The organism is Mesorhizobium sp. B4-1-4 (assembly GCF_006439395.2).
Taxonomy (GTDB): Bacteria; Pseudomonadota; Alphaproteobacteria; order Rhizobiales; family Rhizobiaceae; genus Mesorhizobium.
In genome coordinates, this window is record NZ_CP083950.1 from 2,903,416 (window position 1) to 2,921,042 (window position 17,627).

The 17,627-nt window shown below is 62.5% G+C and carries 13 protein-coding genes; 7 read left to right on the forward strand and 6 right to left on the reverse strand.

Annotation, left to right across the window (positions count from 1 at the left end; genetic code table 11):
- Positions 1–81 precede the first annotated feature (81 nt).
- Positions 82–2,295: a cation:proton antiporter gene (locus FJW03_RS14135; protein WP_140767058.1), complete on the forward strand. Its 2,214-nt coding sequence runs from the start codon at positions 82–84 to the stop codon at positions 2,293–2,295.
- 24 nt (positions 2,296–2,319) lie between these two features.
- Here FJW03_RS14135 and FJW03_RS14140 read toward each other — a convergent pair whose 3' ends face one another.
- Together FJW03_RS14140 and FJW03_RS14145 are read right to left on the reverse strand one after the other, a co-directional pair.
- On the reverse strand, positions 2,320–2,463 hold the full coding sequence (locus tag FJW03_RS14140) for a hypothetical protein (RefSeq protein WP_140693137.1): 144 nt from the start codon (positions 2,461–2,463) through the stop codon (positions 2,320–2,322).
- Between the two features lie 190 nt (positions 2,464–2,653).
- Positions 2,654–4,099 (reverse strand): adenylate/guanylate cyclase domain-containing protein, encoded by a 1,446-nt coding sequence (locus tag FJW03_RS14145; protein ID WP_140767050.1) that lies wholly within the window; start codon positions 4,097–4,099, stop codon positions 2,654–2,656.
- Positions 4,100–4,435: 336 nt separating this feature from the next.
- Between FJW03_RS14145 and FJW03_RS14150 the strand changes: the two genes are divergently transcribed.
- Complete coding sequence (locus FJW03_RS14150) at positions 4,436–5,512, forward strand: class I SAM-dependent methyltransferase (protein WP_140767051.1); 1,077 nt, start codon at positions 4,436–4,438, stop codon at positions 5,510–5,512.
- Positions 5,513–5,554: 42 nt separating this feature from the next.
- Here the strand turns inward: FJW03_RS14150 and FJW03_RS14155 are convergent, their stop codons facing one another.
- Positions 5,555–5,974: a DOPA 4,5-dioxygenase family protein gene (locus FJW03_RS14155; protein ID WP_140767052.1), complete on the reverse strand. Its 420-nt coding sequence runs from the start codon at positions 5,972–5,974 to the stop codon at positions 5,555–5,557.
- A gap of 382 nt (positions 5,975–6,356) precedes the next feature.
- Here FJW03_RS14155 and FJW03_RS14160 point away from each other — a divergent pair, with 382 nt between their 5' ends.
- The 3 genes from FJW03_RS14160 to FJW03_RS14170 are packed head-to-tail and all read left to right on the forward strand — an operon-like array spanning position 6,357 to position 8,239.
- Entirely contained in the window at positions 6,357–6,812 is a 456-nt protein-coding gene (locus tag FJW03_RS14160; RefSeq protein ID WP_140767053.1) for a hypothetical protein, read from the forward strand.
- A gap of 60 nt (positions 6,813–6,872) precedes the next feature.
- A complete protein-coding gene (locus FJW03_RS14165; protein ID WP_140611881.1) occupies positions 6,873–7,706 on the forward strand; it encodes an SPFH domain-containing protein in 834 nt (277 codons plus the stop codon).
- Positions 7,703–8,239, forward strand: a complete 537-nt coding sequence (locus FJW03_RS14170; RefSeq protein ID WP_140767054.1) for a hypothetical protein — start codon at positions 7,703–7,705, stop codon at positions 8,237–8,239. Before FJW03_RS14165 ends, FJW03_RS14170 begins: the two co-directional genes overlap by 4 nt.
- Before the next feature lie 16 nt (positions 8,240–8,255).
- On the opposite strand, the gene FJW03_RS14175 is transcribed toward FJW03_RS14170, so the two are convergent.
- Both FJW03_RS14175 and FJW03_RS14180 read right to left on the reverse strand, forming a co-directional pair.
- Positions 8,256–8,696 (reverse strand): hypothetical protein, encoded by a 441-nt coding sequence (locus FJW03_RS14175; RefSeq protein ID WP_140693148.1) that lies wholly within the window; start codon positions 8,694–8,696, stop codon positions 8,256–8,258.
- A 299-nt stretch (positions 8,697–8,995) separates the two neighbouring features.
- Positions 8,996–9,160 carry a hypothetical protein gene (locus FJW03_RS14180; RefSeq protein WP_181173363.1) on the reverse strand — a complete coding sequence of 55 codons (165 nt, stop codon included), beginning with the start codon at positions 9,158–9,160 and terminating at the stop codon, positions 8,996–8,998.
- A gap of 324 nt (positions 9,161–9,484) precedes the next feature.
- Between FJW03_RS14180 and FJW03_RS14185 the strand changes: the two genes are divergently transcribed.
- Both FJW03_RS14185 and FJW03_RS14190 read left to right on the forward strand, forming a co-directional pair.
- Positions 9,485–11,359, forward strand: coding sequence for a putative bifunctional diguanylate cyclase/phosphodiesterase (locus tag FJW03_RS14185; protein WP_226890663.1), 1,875 nt, complete (start codon positions 9,485–9,487; stop codon positions 11,357–11,359).
- Positions 11,360–11,820: 461 nt separating this feature from the next.
- Positions 11,821–12,789 (forward strand): ornithine cyclodeaminase family protein, encoded by a 969-nt coding sequence (locus FJW03_RS14190; RefSeq protein WP_226890664.1) that lies wholly within the window; start codon positions 11,821–11,823, stop codon positions 12,787–12,789.
- Positions 12,790–12,957: 168 nt separating this feature from the next.
- Here the strand turns inward: FJW03_RS14190 and FJW03_RS14195 are convergent, their stop codons facing one another.
- Complete coding sequence (locus tag FJW03_RS14195) at positions 12,958–17,625, reverse strand: hypothetical protein (protein ID WP_140767423.1); 4,668 nt, start codon at positions 17,623–17,625, stop codon at positions 12,958–12,960.
- Positions 17,626–17,627 lie beyond the last annotated feature (2 nt).

Below are 17,627 nucleotides of genomic sequence, written 5' to 3' on the forward strand. Positions count from 1 at the left end.
GCCGCTGTCCTGCTGGCCATCCTTGCCCTGGCTCCGGCAAGCCGCGCCCTCGCCGCGCAGCCCGCCGGCCATGCCTCGGGCATGGGCGGCTCGGCCGAGGGGCTGTTCGTCGCCGAAATCGTCCTTCTGCTTCTGGTCGGGCGCGGGCTCGGCGAGATCTTCCAGCGCTACCGCCAGCCGGCGATCATGGGCCAGTTGATCGGCGGCATTCTGCTCGGCCCATCGCTGTTCGGCTTGATATGGCCTGGCGCCCAGCACATGATATTCTCCAGCGACCCCGCCCAGAAAAGCATGATCGACGCCGTCTCGCAGCTCGGCATCCTGCTGCTCCTGCTCTTGACCGGCATGGAGACGGATTTGCGCCTGGTGCGCCGGGTGGGTGCGGCCTGCTTCTCGATCTCGATCACCGGCGTCGTCGTGCCCTTCGTCTGCGGCTTCGCGCTGGCGCAATTCCTGCCCGGCTCCCTGCTGCCCGACCCGACGCAACGCGTCGTCGCCGGGCTGTTCCTCGGCACCGCGCTATCGATCTCCTCGGTCAAGATCGTCGCCATGGTGGTGCGCGAAATGAACTTCATGCGCCGCAATCTCGGCCAGATCATCATCTCCTCGGCCATCATCGAGGACACGATCGGCTGGCTGATCATCGCCGTCACCTTTGGCATCGCCACCAATGGCAGCCTGCAGGTGCTGCCGCTTATCGCCACGGTGGCCGAGGTGGCGCTGTTCATGGTGTTCTCCTTCACCATCGGCCGCCGTCTGGTGTTCACGCTGATCCGCTGGAGCAATGATTCTTTCCGCAGCGAATATGCCGTCATCACCGTCATCCTGATCATCATGGGCGTGATGGCCCTGATCACCAACCTGATCGGCGTCCACACGGTACTCGGCGCCTTCGTCGCCGGCATCCTGGTCGGGGAATCGCCGATCCTGTCCGACCACATCGAGAGTCAGCTGCGCGGCGTCATCACCGCGCTTTTCATGCCGGTCTTCTTCGGCATGGCCGGCCTGTCCGCCGACCTCACCGTGCTTGCCGACCCGACGCTGGCATTGCTGACATTGGCGCTGGTGGTGATCGCCAGCATCGGTAAATTCTCGGGCGCCTTCGTCGGCGGCCGGTTCGCCGGCATGTCGCTGAAGGAAGCGACCGCCGTCGGCAGCGCCATGAACGCGCGCGGCTCGACCGAGGTCATCGTCGCCAGCATCGGCCTGTCGATGAACATCCTCTCCCACGATCTGTTCACGATGATCGTCACTATGGCCGTCATCACCACGCTGGCCATGCCGCCCATGCTGCGCTGGGCGCTCGGCCGCCTGCCCGTCGGCAATGCCGAGAAGCAGCGCGTCGACCGCGAACTGCTCGACGAACGCGGCTTCGTCTCCAAGCTGGAGCGGCTGCTGCTTTTGGTCGACGACAGCCCGGTCGGCAAGTTCACCGCCTATCTGGCCGGGCTGGTCGGCGGCGGCAGCGGCATGCCGACCACGCTCCTCCACCTCGAGGGCGCGGAACTGCCCGGCCCTGCCCGCGAGAGAGGTCCGGAGCGGGCCTCGAACCAGGTCAAGAAGGGTGCCGCCAGGAGCGCCAGGGCCGTCAGCAAGGCCGAGGACACGCCCGTCGACAAGATGCATCTCACAGCCCGCACCCAACTTGAAGCCACCACCGAGACGATCGCCGCGGAAGCCCGCAAGGGTTACGGCCTTCTGCTCGTCGGGCTGGAGAACGCGCTGACCGACAACGGCACCTTCAGCGGCACGCTGAACGACATCACCAGCGGTTTCGACGGCCCGCTGTGCCTGGTGCTGAACGGCGCCAAGGACACCGGCAAGATGCCGATGCTGCGCGCCGGCGCAACGGTTCTGGTCCCGGTCAACGGCACCGAAGTCGCGCGGCGCGCCGCCGATTTCGCCCTCGCTTTGGCGCGTCCGCACCGAGCCCGCGTCAAGGTCCTCTATGTCTCGCAGGCCCGCAAGGGCAGCCCGCCAAGCTCGGTTTCGCACCGCCGCGAGGAAGCCGTGCTGAAGGACGTCGCCGATCTCGCCGATCGCTACGGCGTTACGGTCGACACCGCCATCCGCGCCCGCGCGACGCCCGACAGGGCCATCGCCAGGGAAGCGGCCAAGGGCGCCGCGATGGTGGTGATGGGTGTCACGCAACGGCCGGGCCAAGAGCTGTTCTTCGGCGACACCGCCACGGCGGTGCTGGCCGCCGTCGGCTGTCCGGTCGTGCTCCTGGCCAGCGAGCGCGTCAGACGTAGCGAGGCCCCGGCCGAGGAGGCGAAAGCCGAGACCGGCGCCTGATCCGTCTTCGCCGCGATTGTAATCCTATATGCCGAAGAATTGCCTGCCGATCATGTAGCCAAGCGCCACCACGACCAGCGGAAACAGTGCCGGCGCAACCTTGCCCAGCACGGAGCTCTGCTGCTCCTTCGCCGGCGTGTAGAGTGCATTGCCGAGATTCTTGGTCATTGCGTACCCCCGCGAAGCCATCCGTTTTTACACATGTCGTTATCCCAAAACCGCTGAGCACTTTTGGGTCGAATGTATTAGAAGGCGCTTATTTACAGCATGGCCGAATTAACGAGTTGCAAAGAAATTCGTTCGAATAGCCGAGCATTGCGCGGCGAGGCCTGTTCCAGTCGACTCTCCGCAATCGTGTCTATCCCCGCATAATGCGATAGACAGTTGCATCACCCTCCACACCTCGAAGAGGCGCATCGAAAGCCACGACACGATGGCCCGCAAGCATTTCGCTAACCCCGGGCGCGGAATGGAGCGCCTCGGAAATGCAGACCTGTCCGGCGTCCGCCAGGGACTGCACGCGCGCGGCGACATTCACGGTCTGGCCGAAATAGTCGAGGTTGTCGTTGAGCGTCACGGCAATCGAAGGTCCACAGTGGGCGCCGATCTTGAGGATGATCCCTGGCCCGTCATGATCGCTGTTGAAGCGATCGATTTCTTCAAAGATGTGGAGTGCGGCCGAAATCGCATCCGACGGCTGCGAGAATGCGGCCATCACGGCATCGCCGATCGTCTTGACCACCGCTCCGGAATGTTGCTGAACCGCCGCGTTGACCAAAGCGAAATGCTCGCGGACCAAAGCATAGGCGTTGAGGTCGCCCAGGCGCTCGTACATGGCGGTCGAACCCTTGAGGTCCGTGAACAGGAAGGTGATCTGCCGGATGCCGAGCCCCTCCTTCTCGTCGACACGTTCGGACCGGAAGAGCTGGCGGAAGGTTTGCCGCGCAAGCAGCGCTCCACCGGAAACATAAGGCTCGAAATCGAGCGCCGGCTTGGTAGTCAGCGCGACGAGCTCGGGCGGCCAGTTGATGACAAGCAACGAACCGCGTGCTGGCCCCCTGTTCGCGACCTCGATGACAATCGGACCAGGTGGCACGGCTGGCAGCGCCGGCAAGAAGCGTTTGCCGTCATAATCGATCTTCAGAAGTGTCGGCGCCGACGCCGGATCGCCTGATATTGGCACGGCGAATGCGGCCTGCGTCCGCACGTTGACGCCCGCGAGAGCGCCCGGTCCCAGGTCGGCGCGGAGCACCGTGGTGGTTCCGGGCGGCAGAAACGTCATGCCCCGAACGAAGCCGCGCAGAACGTCGAGAAAGCGAACGCCTTGCCCCGGTAGCCGCCCGTCATGTCCGAAGTGGAGCTTCCAGTGGAAATCCTCGACGGGCAGCGTCTCGGGATCGTGGTACGGCAGGCGCCGTAACTTCGGCGATACCGAGAAGGTGACCTCGATGAAGTCGTCGAGGTCGGTGTCGCCCGATACGTCGCACAGGCCACAGACATAGTGGGTCTTCAGCGTGCGCAGGGCGCCGAAACTGTCGAGCACCATCCCGGACTGGGGGCAGAGCACATCCCAGCTCATGTCGAACAGGCCACAGCGGGCGGCATGAAGGAAGAGGTCGATTGCTTCGGGCTCGGCGATTGCGCGGTCGCGCGCAAAGCTCCGCGGATTGACCCGATAGAGCGAGTGGTCGTCGGCGTCCCTGATCAGCGTCTCGAATTTCGAGATGACGCGTGGGCTCCAGGCTCGCGCCTGCTCCACCTTGGTCATCTTGCTTTCGAGAAGACGATCGTTGATTGCCGTCATGCCGGATCCTCAACCTTGTCTCGCGACAGCCTACTAAAAAACGAGCGCGATGCGAATGGATGAATTCCTTCGTTGTACGACGGTCTGTCCAGGAGCCTCAGAACGGCGGGCGGCGCACTGGAGCAGACGCCGTTCTTGAGCTGGCACATTCGCTCTGATGCGCTGGCCGGGCCGCGCTCGCTGAGAATTCCCAGGTGTCGGTCACGTTGCTGTGAAGCTGTAACAGCCAGTCGCCGCGGGGCGTACAATGATTTGTCATGGCGAGGCCATCCCGGCGACGGGATCAAGCTTGTCGCCCATGGCAAGTGTTTGGGATCGAGCCGGAGGAGAAAGCCGATGCTGAAGCGCAACAAGGAGACCCAGCCTGACCAGGAGAAACTGGAGGCGCTGCTTGGAAAGATGATCGGCGATCTGGGCGCCATCACCACCGGAGCTGCGGTGCTGCTGGGCGACAGGCTCGGCTTGTTCGCGGCCATGAGCGGAGGCGGCGAGATGACCGCCGGACAGCTTGCCAAAAAGACCGGCACGCAGGAGCGGCTGGTCCGCGAATGGCTGTCGGCGCAGGCGGCGGCCGGCTATGTCGAATATGACGAGGCCGGCGACAGTTTCTACCTCAGCCCCGAGCAGGAGCAGGTTTTCGTCAACGAGGACAGCCCCGCCTTCATGGCCGGCGCGTTCGAGGCCGTCTCGACGCTGTGGCTCGACGAGGAGAAGGTGCGGGAGGCCTTTCGCTCCGGCAAGGGGTTGGGCTGGCACGACCACAGCGCCTGCCTGTTTCGCGGCACCGAACGCTTCTTCCGGCCAGGCTACAACGCCAATCTGATCGGCTCCTGGCTGCCGGCGCTCGACGGCGTTGTCGAGAGGCTGGGGAGCGGCATGGACGTCGCCGATGTCGGTTGCGGCCACGGCGCCTCGACGGTGCTGATGGCCAGGGCCTACCCGAACTCGCGCTTCACCGGCTTCGACTATCACGCCCCGTCGATCGAGCGCGCCCGTGCCGCCGCGAAGGAGGCCGGCGTTGCCGGCAACACCCGCTTCGAGGTTGCGGCGGCCAAGGATTTCCCAGGCACCTACGATCTCGTCGCATTCTTCGACTGCCTGCACGATATGGGCGATCCGGAGGGGGCTGCCAGGCATGTGCACAAGGCGCTCAAGCCGGACGGTACCTGGATGATCGTGGAGCCTCTCGCCCACGACCAGCTCTCGGCCAACCTCAACCCGGTCGGCCGCATCTACTATGCCGCCTCGACCTTCATCTGCACGCCGGCCTCGCTGTCCCAGGAAGTCGGATTGGGGCTCGGCGCCCAGGCCGGCGAGGCGAGGCTGCGCAAGGTCGTGTCGGGTGGCGGGTTCAAGCGGTTCCGCCGCGCCACCGAAACCCCGTTCAACATGGTGCTCGAGGCACGCCCGTAAGGCCGGCCGGGCAAGGGAGGTCGCGGCTATGTCAAGAAACGCCTACGCCGGCAGCGTCGGCTCGGTGTTGGGCTCCAGCGCCTCTTCCGCCTCGTGATCCTCGCCCAGGATATCGCCGTGCACCGCCAGCGGCCGGCCTATCCAGATCGGATCGACCAGATGGTCGCGCCTGGGGTTGGTCGTGTTCGGGTGGATGAGGATGCTCAAGCCCCGATGGTTCAGCATCAGCCACGGAACGAGCGACGCGAAAATCTCGTTGGCGAAGGAGACCTGGTACATCGCCTGGTCATGCGGGCCGACTTGTCTGTCATGCCAGTTGCCCAGGCGGACACGGAAACGCTCCCCGATGCGAAGACGCAGCCATTCGGCATGCTGCCGCTCGGTTTGCCCGTCATAGTAGATATGGGCGTGATAGCTGGCAATCTCGGCGAGCGGTCTTGGACTGGCGGCATCTTGGTTCACGTCAATGTCCTCCCTTGATGTTCGCGGCGCCCGGCGGAACTATACCCCAAGCACGACGCCGGAGCCTGCCTTACCTGTCTTGCCGCAAAGACCTCTCGATATCGTGTATGGCCGCCACCTGGGACTTACCCTATCAAATAGACAGCATTTGCCCATTCATAGTTCCCGGACAGCGCTGTCCGGGAAAGAAATGTGGTCGACAAATTGCCGGGAGGGAATGGGGTTCGAGCCGCCAGTGATCTCTAAGGGTTTTGGAGCGCGACTGTCGGTGCTTGAGGACGGAGCGTTCCAGGGCGGCGCAAAGGCGCGCTGAACGGGCGGCGTCCGGTATCATCATCTTCAATCCTGCAATCAACGCGGACCACTGAGCGGGGCTGGTCGAATGTCGTTTGTTGTATTTGCACTCGTCATCGCCTTCATTCTTTGGCAGCGGCTGGGCAAGAGCAGGCGCCCGGCAAGAGCCTTGCAAGCCGAGGCCAGCGGCCCCGCTTCGCCGTTGCTGGACCTTGCCGGCGACGCTCAGGGTGAGGCAATACGAGCCGACCTTGCAGGACTGGTCTCGAACTTCCTTGGCCAGAACGGCCAGGAGCTGATCGGGCAGGCTGTCAGCCGCGCCATTCGAGAGTCCACGGTCGGGACAGGTGTCGGCCTCGATTCCGCCGGGGCGATGGAGCCTGTCAGGAAGGCGGTTGCGCCAACGAGGACGGCATCGCCGGCGCGCGACAAGCGGCGGGCCAAGTACCTGCTCGATGGTGACGCCGGCCACCGCCAGCGCACCGACCGGACCGCCCGGCTTCAGCAATCATTCAGGGGCAAGGGCCTCTGTTCGCCGCGCTAGGCGCGCCGCGAGGATCTGGGCACGCGCAGGGCGTGCCGGCACAACGGAGGGGAATTCGAAATGGCGATCACCAGGCAGGTAATCACGTCGCTGCAGCGCGATGGCACGGACGCGCTCGGCACCCGGACCGTGGCGATGAAGATCGTCGACGAGAGCATCGTTTCCGGCTCGCTGCTGACCGTCGAAAGCAACCATTTCTGCATCCTGAAATCGCGCGGCGCGGTGCTCAACGTCTACGAGACCGGCCAATATCAGCTCCAGACTCCGGACAAGCCGCTGGTCGGATCGGTCGTCCAGGGTTTCTTCGGCGGATCGTCGCCCTGGGTCTACGAGGTCATCTACATCAACCGTTCCAAGCTTCTGGTGCGCAATGAGGGCATCGCGACCAGCGCCGAGATGGCGGAGATGTCCTATGTCGTCGACTACTACATCCACATCGACAGCAAGCAGGAAGCGCTCGATCTCATCACCCACATGCCTTTCGCGGGCGCGGTGATCGATACGAAGGAAATCGCCGACTATGCCGGACCCGCCATCGAGCAGGCGATCAACCAGATCATCCAGGTCACCAAGATGGAGAACATCAACGAACGGATCAGCGATGTCCGCGAGGCGGTGAAGCTGCACCTCACCGATTTCCTCAAGGTCTACGGCATCATGCTCAACGACCTCAAGGTCCTGATCATGCCGCGCGACGAGCGCATGCGCGAACTGATCTCGCTGCAGGCGATCGGCTTGAGCCCGATCGAGGCGGTGCGCTATTATCTGGCGTTGCGCATGGCGGACAAAGGCCTGGTTTCCGCACCCAACGCCGCCGCCGGCGTGCCCTTCAATATTGGCGGCCAGCCCACGGGCTTCTATCCGCTCGGCGATGAGGTGGGCGCGACAAGATGAGCCGCTTCTACGAGGTCGGACCGCTCGCCAAGGTTGGGATCAACCTGTTCTACGGCTATGGCTACAATTTCTACCGCCAGGAAAACCAGCTCCGCGCGGACGACCAGCGGGTGCGCCAGATGGCGTCCTCGCTGCTGGCGCGCGCCCGGGCGGCCGTCGACGAGGCCGAGGCCCGGTACCGCCGCGAGAACATCCAGCCGCCTTCGCGGGCCAATCCCTTCCCCGATTCCGGCATCGTCGCCAACGCCCAGGCGCTCGAGCGGCTGGGCCGCGAGGTCGGCGCGCTCGAAGGGCAGATCCGCCATCAGCCGGTGCCGGAGAATGACCGCATGACCCAGCGCTACCGGTTGGAAGCCGCAACGCTCGCCGCCCTGGCGGAGAAGGACGCAGTGCTCGTCGGCCAGGCCGACCTCTTGCGATCGATCGTCGAAGGAGCTGCCGGCAATGCGATCCTGGCCAACCGGCGCGAGATCGAGGACGGCATCGCCGCCATCACGGCGACGTTGCGCGACCGACAATCGTTCCTGTCGTGAGGTAGGGAAACCGCCCCTACCTCAGCGAAATGCTCATCCCGCTGAGATCGGCGTTGACCTGCAGCCCGACCTGCCTGCCTGTGAGTTGAAGCTCGGCGCCCTTGTCATTGGTCATGACGATCACCTGGGCGCCTCTGCCGACCGCGCCGCCGCCGCCCGCCGCGCCGTAGACCCCGGCCACGTCGCGGGCGCGCCTGATGTGGCGCACGGTGCCCTGGAAATAGGTCTTGGACACGCCGAAGGCGAGACCGCCCGAGACACCGCCGATCGAGATGGGATAGCGGCGGCCATGGAAGGTCAGCGTGCCTTCGCCTCCGGAGCCACCGACGAAGAAGGCCGCCTTGTAGACGGAGAAGCGGATGGTGCCGCTGTCGGCATGCGCGGCGCTGGCAAAGCCCACGCCCGCAACGGCTATCGCGGCAACCGCGACGGAACGAACCCTGGACGAAATGTTCATGATGAAGCTCCTCAAGATCGCCGCTTATCCAGTCGGCCGGCACGTCAGCATCAAAGTCAAGGCTAAACAGTCTGGCCCGCCATTGGTTCCAGCAAGCGCCCAAATCCGGCTTTGGCCCGAACCCGGCTTGGGAAGGCCGCCGCGAAACAAGGCGGCCTGACCATTTGGCCTGCAAAATGCCAAGCTGGCGACGCTTCCCGAGCCAGTCAGGGACCGTCAGCAGCCCCCGGCCAATGCCCGCGGCCGATCGAGGGCTGGCCACGCTGGCTGGCGCCGCCCGGGACGAGGGCGCGCCCGGTTCAACGGCGTCGAAGGACCAGGAGATAGAAAGCTCCGAACACGCAGACGATCGCGATGTTCACGGCCAGCCGCTCCCAGAACCGGCCTCTGAGGAACAGAAAATCGGCCCCGACGATGATCACCACCATGCCCAGGACGTAAAGCGCGACTGCTACACGGCTCATTGCTGCGCGGCCTCCCTTTCCCGGCCGCTGAACCAGATAGCGCGCTCGGAAGGCTCCGCAACGGTCCGGCTTGCTGCCCGGCAACCCCACCGCGCCTCCCGTGGCCCCTAGGAATGGCGCGTCGCCTGCCTTTATTCGAGAAATGCACCGTAAACCGCTGAAATCCTTAACACGATTTTCATTCCACTGCCCTAACACCATGCAATGGCAAGGCATGACGAGCGGTGGTTTGCTGGCCCCACTCCCCAAGGGCAAAGCGAAGCCGTGGCAACGGGGATCCTCCGCGATCAGTTCGCTGATCTGAGGAAAGGGATCTTCATTTCCATGCCTGTCGGCATTGTGCTGTCGGCCCTGATCCTGGCTGTGCAGATGCTTTCCGGCGGCGGTCTGGCGGCGGTGCTGTGGTTTGCGGCGATCAGCATCATCAATTGCGCGCGCCTGGCGCTTGCCGCCGCCCAGCCGGACATTTCCGGGAGCGGGCCGAGGCCGGTCAGCGCCCGGCTTGCCCTCTACGGCGCATTGGCTCTGGTGTCCGGCATTGCCTGGTCCTTGCTGGCTGTGCTGGCGCACGGCTACACCACGCCCCAGGCGCCGCTCTATCTGATCGTGCTTGCGGGCCTGTCGGCCGGCTCGGTCACCTACTCGGCGTCATACGCACCGGCCGCGCTCAATTTCATGACGCTGCCGCTTTTGGCCGCCGCCGGATGCGTGCTGGCCAAAGGCGGCATCGAGAACGACATCCTGGCGTTCACCGTCCTGCTTTTCCTCGCCGGAATGGTCAGAAGCGCGCTGATCGGACAGGCCCGCTTCCGCGAGACCAGCCGCCTCAAATACGAGGCGAGGGAATTCGCCGCCGAGATGGAGCGCAATTCCAGGCGCGATCCGCTGACGAATTTGCTCAACCGGTATGGGCTCGAACAGGCGATCGGCCGGCTGGGGCTTTCCGATGGTCCGTTCGTGGCCATGCTGATTGACCTCGACGGCTTCAAATCTGTCAACGACACCTATGGCCACAACATCGGCGACGATCTGCTGGTCAAGGTCGCGCGCCGCATTGAGACCCATGCCCCGCAAGGCGCCACGATCGCGCGCATCGGCGGCGACGAATTCGTGCTGCTCTTCCCCGCCTGCCAATCCGCGCCCGCGACCGACGCGCTTGCCTCGACGCTCATCGCGGCGATCGCGCAACCGGATCCGGCGTTGAACTCGGTGCGTGTCGGCGCCTCGATCGGCATCTATGTCTCGGACAGGCCGCGATTGACGGAGATGCTGCTCAGGGCCGATTTCGCCCTCTACGCGGCCAAGCGCAAGGGCCGGAACGAACACTGTCTCTTCGATGCCGGGCTCGACCACGCGCTCGAACGCAAGCACCACATCGAGCGCGACCTGCGCGGCGCCTGCGAGGCCGGCGCGCTCTGCTCATGGTTCCAGCCGCTGGTGCGCCTCGACACCAATGCCGTCGTCGGGTTCGAAGCGCTGCTGCGGTGGCGGCACCCGATCCACGGGCCGATTTCCCCGCCCGAGATCGTCACCGCGGCGCGCGAAACCGGCCTGCTGCCGCTGCTGACGGAAACGGTGTTCCGCAATTGCTGCGCCATGATCGAGGCGCTGGTGAAAACCGGCCGCCGCGATGTCCGCGTCGCCATGAACCTGTCGCCGCGCGAGCTTGAGGCCGGCAATGTCGACGACATGATCCTGGACCTGTTGAAGGCGAGGAACGTGCCGGCGGCGATGCTGGAGATCGAGATCACCGAGGAAGCGCCGGTCGATCGCGACAGGGTCGACGAAAAGGTCGGGCGCCTCGCCGACGCCGGCATATCGATCGTGCTCGACGATTTCGGCACCGGCTTTTCGACCCTGGTCGCGCTGAAGGACAGCCGGATCCGCAAGATCAAGATCGACAAGCATTTCGTGCGCAACCTCGCCAAGTCGGTCGAGGATCAGGCCCTGGTCAAGACGGTCATCGATCTCGGCCGCGCGCTGGGCATAGAGGTCATGGCCGAGGGCGTCGAGACGGACGCCGACCGCCTGATCCTGCGCTCGCTCGACTGCATGGTGGCGCAAGGCTTCCTCTTCTCGCCGGCCCTGCCCGCGCCCGAGGCGCTGGCCTTCCAGGCAGCCCGCTCCAGCAATTCGCTCGCTGAAGCCCTCCTCGATCCAGCCTCCCGCCGCAAGCCCCAAAGCGGCAGCGCGGCCTGAGTGGCGGCGGATACGGCTGGGCTGCTCCGCGCCCGCGCTTCGACGGCGGCAACATGGCTTGCGAGCCGGCGTTTCGTCGTCCTCACAAAGTCATGGCTATGGCAAAATGGATTCTTGCGAAGGGGACCCCCACCCTAACCCTCCCCACAAAGGGGAGGGAAGCTGCCGCGCGCACCGTCGCTTCCGCCCTGGCTCAAAAAAGAAACATGCTCAATTTGCGAGGATCAGCGTCGACGGAAGTCCCCCTCCCCCTTGTGGGGGTCCGAAGGACGGGCGAGACCCGTGGCTCGCCCCCGCAAGTTAGGGCTGGGGGTACTCGTAAGGCAAAAGCAGCGGCCATAGGCGATTGCCTGCCCACAAAGTGGGAAAGCCCGCCAAAGCCGGGACGGAGAGAAAGCGCCCCACCCTATGCGGTTGCCACCCGCTTGCTAGTTTGCAGCCCCGCATTGGAAAATGACCGCATGAACACTCAAATAGAAGCCGAGACCCTGCCCTATCTGTCTTCGGCGTATCTCGATCGCCTGGCGATCTCGACGTCCGAAATCGTCGACGAGATCGAACGCCAGATCGCCGGCCAGAGGCGCGGCGAAGTCTGGTGCGCGCCGAAGGCGGTCGTGCTGCCGGGCGATGACCGCTACATCATGGCGACGCTCGGCGTCGCCTCCACGCCGCCCGTGCTGGCCACCAAGTCGCTGGTCGTCAACCCCCGCAATGCCGGGCGCGGCCTCCCCACGATCAACGCGCTGATCACGCTGCTCGACGCCGAGACCGGCCTGCCGCTTGCCCTGGTCGACGGCAATTGGGTGACGGCGAAACGCACGGCCGCCTTGAGCGCCGTCGCCGCCAGGCGCATGGCGGCAAGCGACGCGTCATCCATCGCCTTCATCGGCTGCGGCGTGCAGGCGCGCGGCCACCTCGAAGCCTTTGCCGACCTCTTCCCCTTGCGCCAAATCCGCGCCTTCGGCCGAGGCACCGCCAACCGCGACGCGCTCTGCCAAATGGCGCAATCGCGCGGGCTGCAGGCAGTGCCATGCGACACGGCAAGGGCCGCGATCGAAGGCGCCGACATGGTGGTGACGACGGTGCCCCTGGTGCCCAAACCCGCCCCCTTCCTCGACGCCAACTGGCTGAAGCCGGGCAGCTTCACCGTGATGACCGACCAGGCCCTGCCCTGGCTCCCCGAAACCATGCCCCGCTTCGACCGCATCATCGTCGACGACCTGGAGCAGGAGAGAAATATGGCCAAACCGATGGTCGACGCCGCGCTGGTCGCCGGGGACCTGACGGGGCTGGTGTGCGGGGATTTTGCGGGGAGGCAGAACGCGGGCGAGACGACGGCGTTTGTTTTTCGAGGGTTGGCTGTGGGGGATCTTGCGGTGGCGGGGTTGGTGTATGAGAGGGCGGGGGCGGTTGGGGTGGTTGGGGCGTAAAGCGAGCAGCCGAGGCCAACTGTCTGCTTGGGGCCCGACAGCCGACGGTCCGCTGCCGGGACACCCGAGGCGAAAAGCGGATATCAGTAGCGGCGACACGCAGAAAATGCTGTGACCCCGCAACGCTCCTGGAATTCGGCCACCCTGCTTTTCCGATTGCTTGCGAAACTAAAAATTTCGGAAGCGGATAAGTTTTCCATGCCAGACGCCGTCCAATTCGTAGTAGAAGCCAAGAAAGTCGTTTCGCGCGAACAGCCGCTCTTCCTCGACCAAGCGATTGTTGCCCTTACCGCCATCCTTCTCGCCCCACACGATCCACACCGGTTTCAGCCCGTTCCGCTTGGCGAAATCTTTGATGACATCGGCTCTCACCACCGTCACGCCGTCGTCTCCGCGGTTATGGTCGTGCACAAACGCTGGCTTGCCGTCTTCGCTGACGTAATAGGCCGACCAAGCGTCCTTTGGCCTCAGCTTCTGAAGGCTGAAGAGTGCCGCTGTCGGTACGTTGAAGCCTTTATCGCTCGGTACGCCGCTGCAATCGTACTCTCCGAACTTCGGCGAGTAACTTTCGACAAATCGGCCGAATTTTATGTCCGTGATTTCATGAGTAAGCTCGAACTTCACGGGACCGGTTTGATGCAGAGCGCTTCGCTGCCCATAAAAAGCATGGGAATCCCGGGCGTTGTCGAAAATGTCACCATCGTCTCCATCCAAAGACTCGGTGGTGAGTTCGTCGAGTCTTCCTAGATCCTCGGGATTGAACAGCACCAATTCGATGCTGAGCTGCGCACTTTTAAAGGGATCGGTCGACTCGAGGTTGTTCATGTAGCCGAGGCTGCGGGCGAAGCTCTTCTGGAGGTACCAGTCCTGGCCGCCGATGTCCTTCTGGATGAGAAACGGAACCACATCGGGAAGATCGACCGGCGTTTTCGTCCACTCCATGTTTGCGAGCGGTTCGGATGGGATGAAGCGCATTTCCGGCACCTGAAGAGCTTCAGGGAAAAACGATCTCGTCTGCCTCGCGAATTCGCTCGCTAGGTACGTCGGATCGATATCGGACCGGTTGAAACGCTCCAGCTCTCGCAAAATCGAAGCCGGGCTGTTCCAGTCGAGATACCAGTGGTGGTCGGCCAAGTAGCCGATGAGTTCCTGGTGGGCGATGTGCTGATATTTTTTGCCAATCCGCTCGATCTGATGGTCATGGCGTCCATGCGAATACCGGAGGGCTTGTCTTTCGACCGGTTCGTGAACCTGCTGGTCCCATCCTAGCTTCAGAGCACGATCAACGATCCAATTCCTGGCGGTCTGAATCGAGAATCTTTCGATCTGGCCACCGCTGCGAATTGCAAGCGGCTCGAGAGCCTTGTAACGGTCGCGCAACTCACGCGTGAGCAGCGCAAGCAGCGAGGCCTCCAGATCGTCATAGGCTTTCTCAAGGCCTTGACTCTCGGCGTCTTCCGCCGAGGCCAGACTAGCGATTTGAACGGCGAGTTTCTCCACCTTGTCGCCGTGATCGTCGTCGTGATCCATTTGGGCGAGTAGCGCTTCGATATCGGCGTGTTTGAGCAATCCGGCCATCGAGCCCTCGGCCTTCTGCGCACAGGCCCTTTCTAGCTCGGTTCGCATTTCGGCCGCCCTAGGATCGGCTCCTTCCACATCTGCCCAGAATTGCTCGATTTCCATGTCTCTCGAGACAGGTGGATTCTCGCCCCTCGTCTCCGCTGAGAAGCTGCTGTCGATGCCAGAGATAGTGTAGCGGCCGAAATCACCAGCCATCATGGGCTGCTTCGACCCGTCTTTCTCGGGAAGATACCCAATGACCGAGCTGAAGATATCGCGTGCGATTTCATGTAATGGCGCGAGATCAGCAAGGGTTGGCCAATCCGTGATTGGCGGAGATGCGTAGGGAGGTGTAGCTCGGCTGACGAGGTCCGCACCCAGAGCAGCACCACGCATTTTGGCGTGAAGCACGATGATGTGTGCGTAACGACGGACCCAGGCGTGACGTTCCACCGGCTGCTTGACAAACACCATCCGGTCTGCGGCTTCCGCCGCCAACTTGAGTATAGACACATCAACACAGTAGAGCGCTCCTCCCACCGCGGCAGCCAATACCCGCTCCCGGATGTAGGCATCATCCCAGTCCTTAAATTCCTCGATCAACCGAGCGATCTCCGCCGGGAACTTCATGAGCAGGCTCGAAAGAGCCTTTGTCGCGCTGTCCCGCACTTCGCGGTCCATTGTCGAAGTCATCAACGCGATGGTCGTCGCGATCAGGTGTATCTTTTCAGAGCCAATCTCCGCTGCAGGTGCCGTCCAGCTCCAATCGATAAGCTCCTGGACGATGGACCATTCTTCGTCGTAGGTTTCGGTCTTACTAACAAGATAGAGTGACCAGATCGCATCGCGATCGGCCAACGTCATCGCCCCGAGCTTTTCCTTCAGGTAGAGCGCGTTGAGCCGGCATCCGGGGATCGCGGCCAGCCTCAGCAGCACATCGAAATAAGAGTCGTCGGACAATTCGGGTTCATCGGCCGTCGCTGGGCGAGCCCGAATATCCTCCAGCAGTTCTCGCGTCTCCTCCAGGATAGCATTTCGCTGACGCCACTGGAGGGAAGCAAGGAAATCTTCTGCAGAGAAGAATATGTGATCGCCGAGATCCACTTCGATATCCGTCAGTTCCTTGCCCAAACGTAGCGCTGTGAGGGCGAACAACGCGGTCCGTGGCCCGGCAAACTTCCACGGCGTCTTTTCGTCAAAAAGGTAGTGGTATTTTCCGCCCGGCTTGATCGCAACAGCGAGAGCCAGTGCGTCGCCTGTGTGCCGAAGTATTGCATCGGCAATAAAATAATCACTGAACTTCTGGAACGCGAACGAGATGTGCTTTCCGGTTTTGCTGTCGCTGTAATCGGGTGTGTCTAGGAACATGCCTTCATCGATCAGCTTCATCAGCAAACGATCTGCCGCCTTCGTCGGAAGCCCCAGATCGACGATTTGTTCGCAGATGGCGTTTGCGGTCTTGAAATCCAGATATTCGCTACCGTCTTCGGCCATCTTCGCGGCAATTGCCTCGGCCACTTCCAAGATCTTTCCGTCGCCACGCTCGATTCGGTCGTATCTCTTGGTGGTCAGATTGATTTCGATCGCTTCTAGCCAGAAGTCGATTAGTTTGCTGATAGAATCCAGCCCCCTGGGGAACGAGGTCTGTTTCCTGGCGAGCAGGAAATCGACCGCTGTGGTCAGGAAGAGCGGGTTGTAAAGAATGTCCCGTAGCTCGAAGATCGGGGCCGAGGGACGCTCAATGCCGTGGCGATCGAGGTACTGGCGAGCAGCCTCACCCAAGTTCGCAGAAAACCCGACGTGCTGTACCGTGACAACATCAAGGCCGGGACGTATGCACAGCTTCTTGTAAGCTGATCGGATCGACGCGCAGAAACCGATTTGGCCGAATTGCCGGACCTGAGAAATCAGCTTCGGAAGCCCAGGTTCCCATCCGGCAGCATCAAGGCTTTCGTTGATTCCGTCGATCGCGATCAACGCCGGACGACCACTCGCTTTTGCGGCGGCATCGAGAGCGCCGAGGAATGTTTCGAAACGTAGGTCCTTGAGATCGAGGTAATGAAGGATTTCGCTTTCCGGCTTATCACCCTGATCAAGTGTGCGCCCAGGGACAAACACCGCGGGATGTCCCTGCTGAACGTGGCGCTGCACCTCACGAGCGATAATATGCGACTTTCCGATTCCGGCTTCGCCTTCGACAAGCAGCGCCGGGGTTTGAAACAGTTCGATTTCCTGTAGCGAAAACTCGAGCGAGGCACCCACGATGTCGCTCTGCAGTTCCGCGAGGAGGTTTCGGATTTTCGGCGGATAAACGTAAGGTTCCCGTTCACTGTCCGGCTTCTTGGGGTCTTTGCGGGTCATGAAGCGCGCTTGCCTCAGAACGAAATCAACGGAACCGTTATTCTCGACGTCCCGCAACATCTTCAGTAGGCTCGCGATACGCTGATCCACCAGTTTGCCCGGATCGGTTTCTTCAGCAGCCTTGCTGAGTTCCCCCAGAAGTGAAACCACCTGCTCGAAGTCCGCGATGTGGCTATCGGTCATGTCCAACGTTTTTATCGCCGCCGCCAGTCTTTCCGTCGAGTTGGCAATGATGCTCCACACGGACTCTATTCGCTGCAGGAATCTCAGCCCTTTGGTCATGATTTCGAGCGTGTCACCGATCTTCACGTCGACATGATCAGGCTCCCTGTATCTATTGCCGATAAAGGCCAGCGACTTGCTAAGCTGCCTCTCAAACCAGTCTTGATCCAGAACCGTCTCGTCGAACCAGTAGAGCCGCATACCAGCGTGAGCGGGATCGCTCCTTTGTAGCCGCGAGACGAAGTAAGTGTCGTCCCACAAGACGATTTCGACCTTCCGTGTCTGCGCGGTCGCTTCATCCTCGCACCACTGTTTGAAGCTCTTCCAATTCTTCGTCTGCGTATCAGTCTCGCCCTCGGCATGACCGGACAGGTTCCGGGGAATTGCGACGTAATACCGTTCCAACTTTGGGAAATTGGTCAGCGCGGCCGAAAACGACGTCTTGAGCTGGCTGACCTCGGATGAACCAAAGCCCTCGGTGAAGTACTTGGACTGCCAACCCAAGACACGGCCATCGGCGAAACGTGCAATGATCTCGACGCCGCCATCTGCCCCAGGTCCTCTATGCTCAATCTCTGTTGCACCTTTCGGCGGCTCTGCCAGAACAAGCTGCCGGGTCAGCTCTTCAAAGCCATCATTCTGCGAACTGCGGTGCTTACGGATATTTCGAAAATTAATATCAGGATTAGACACGA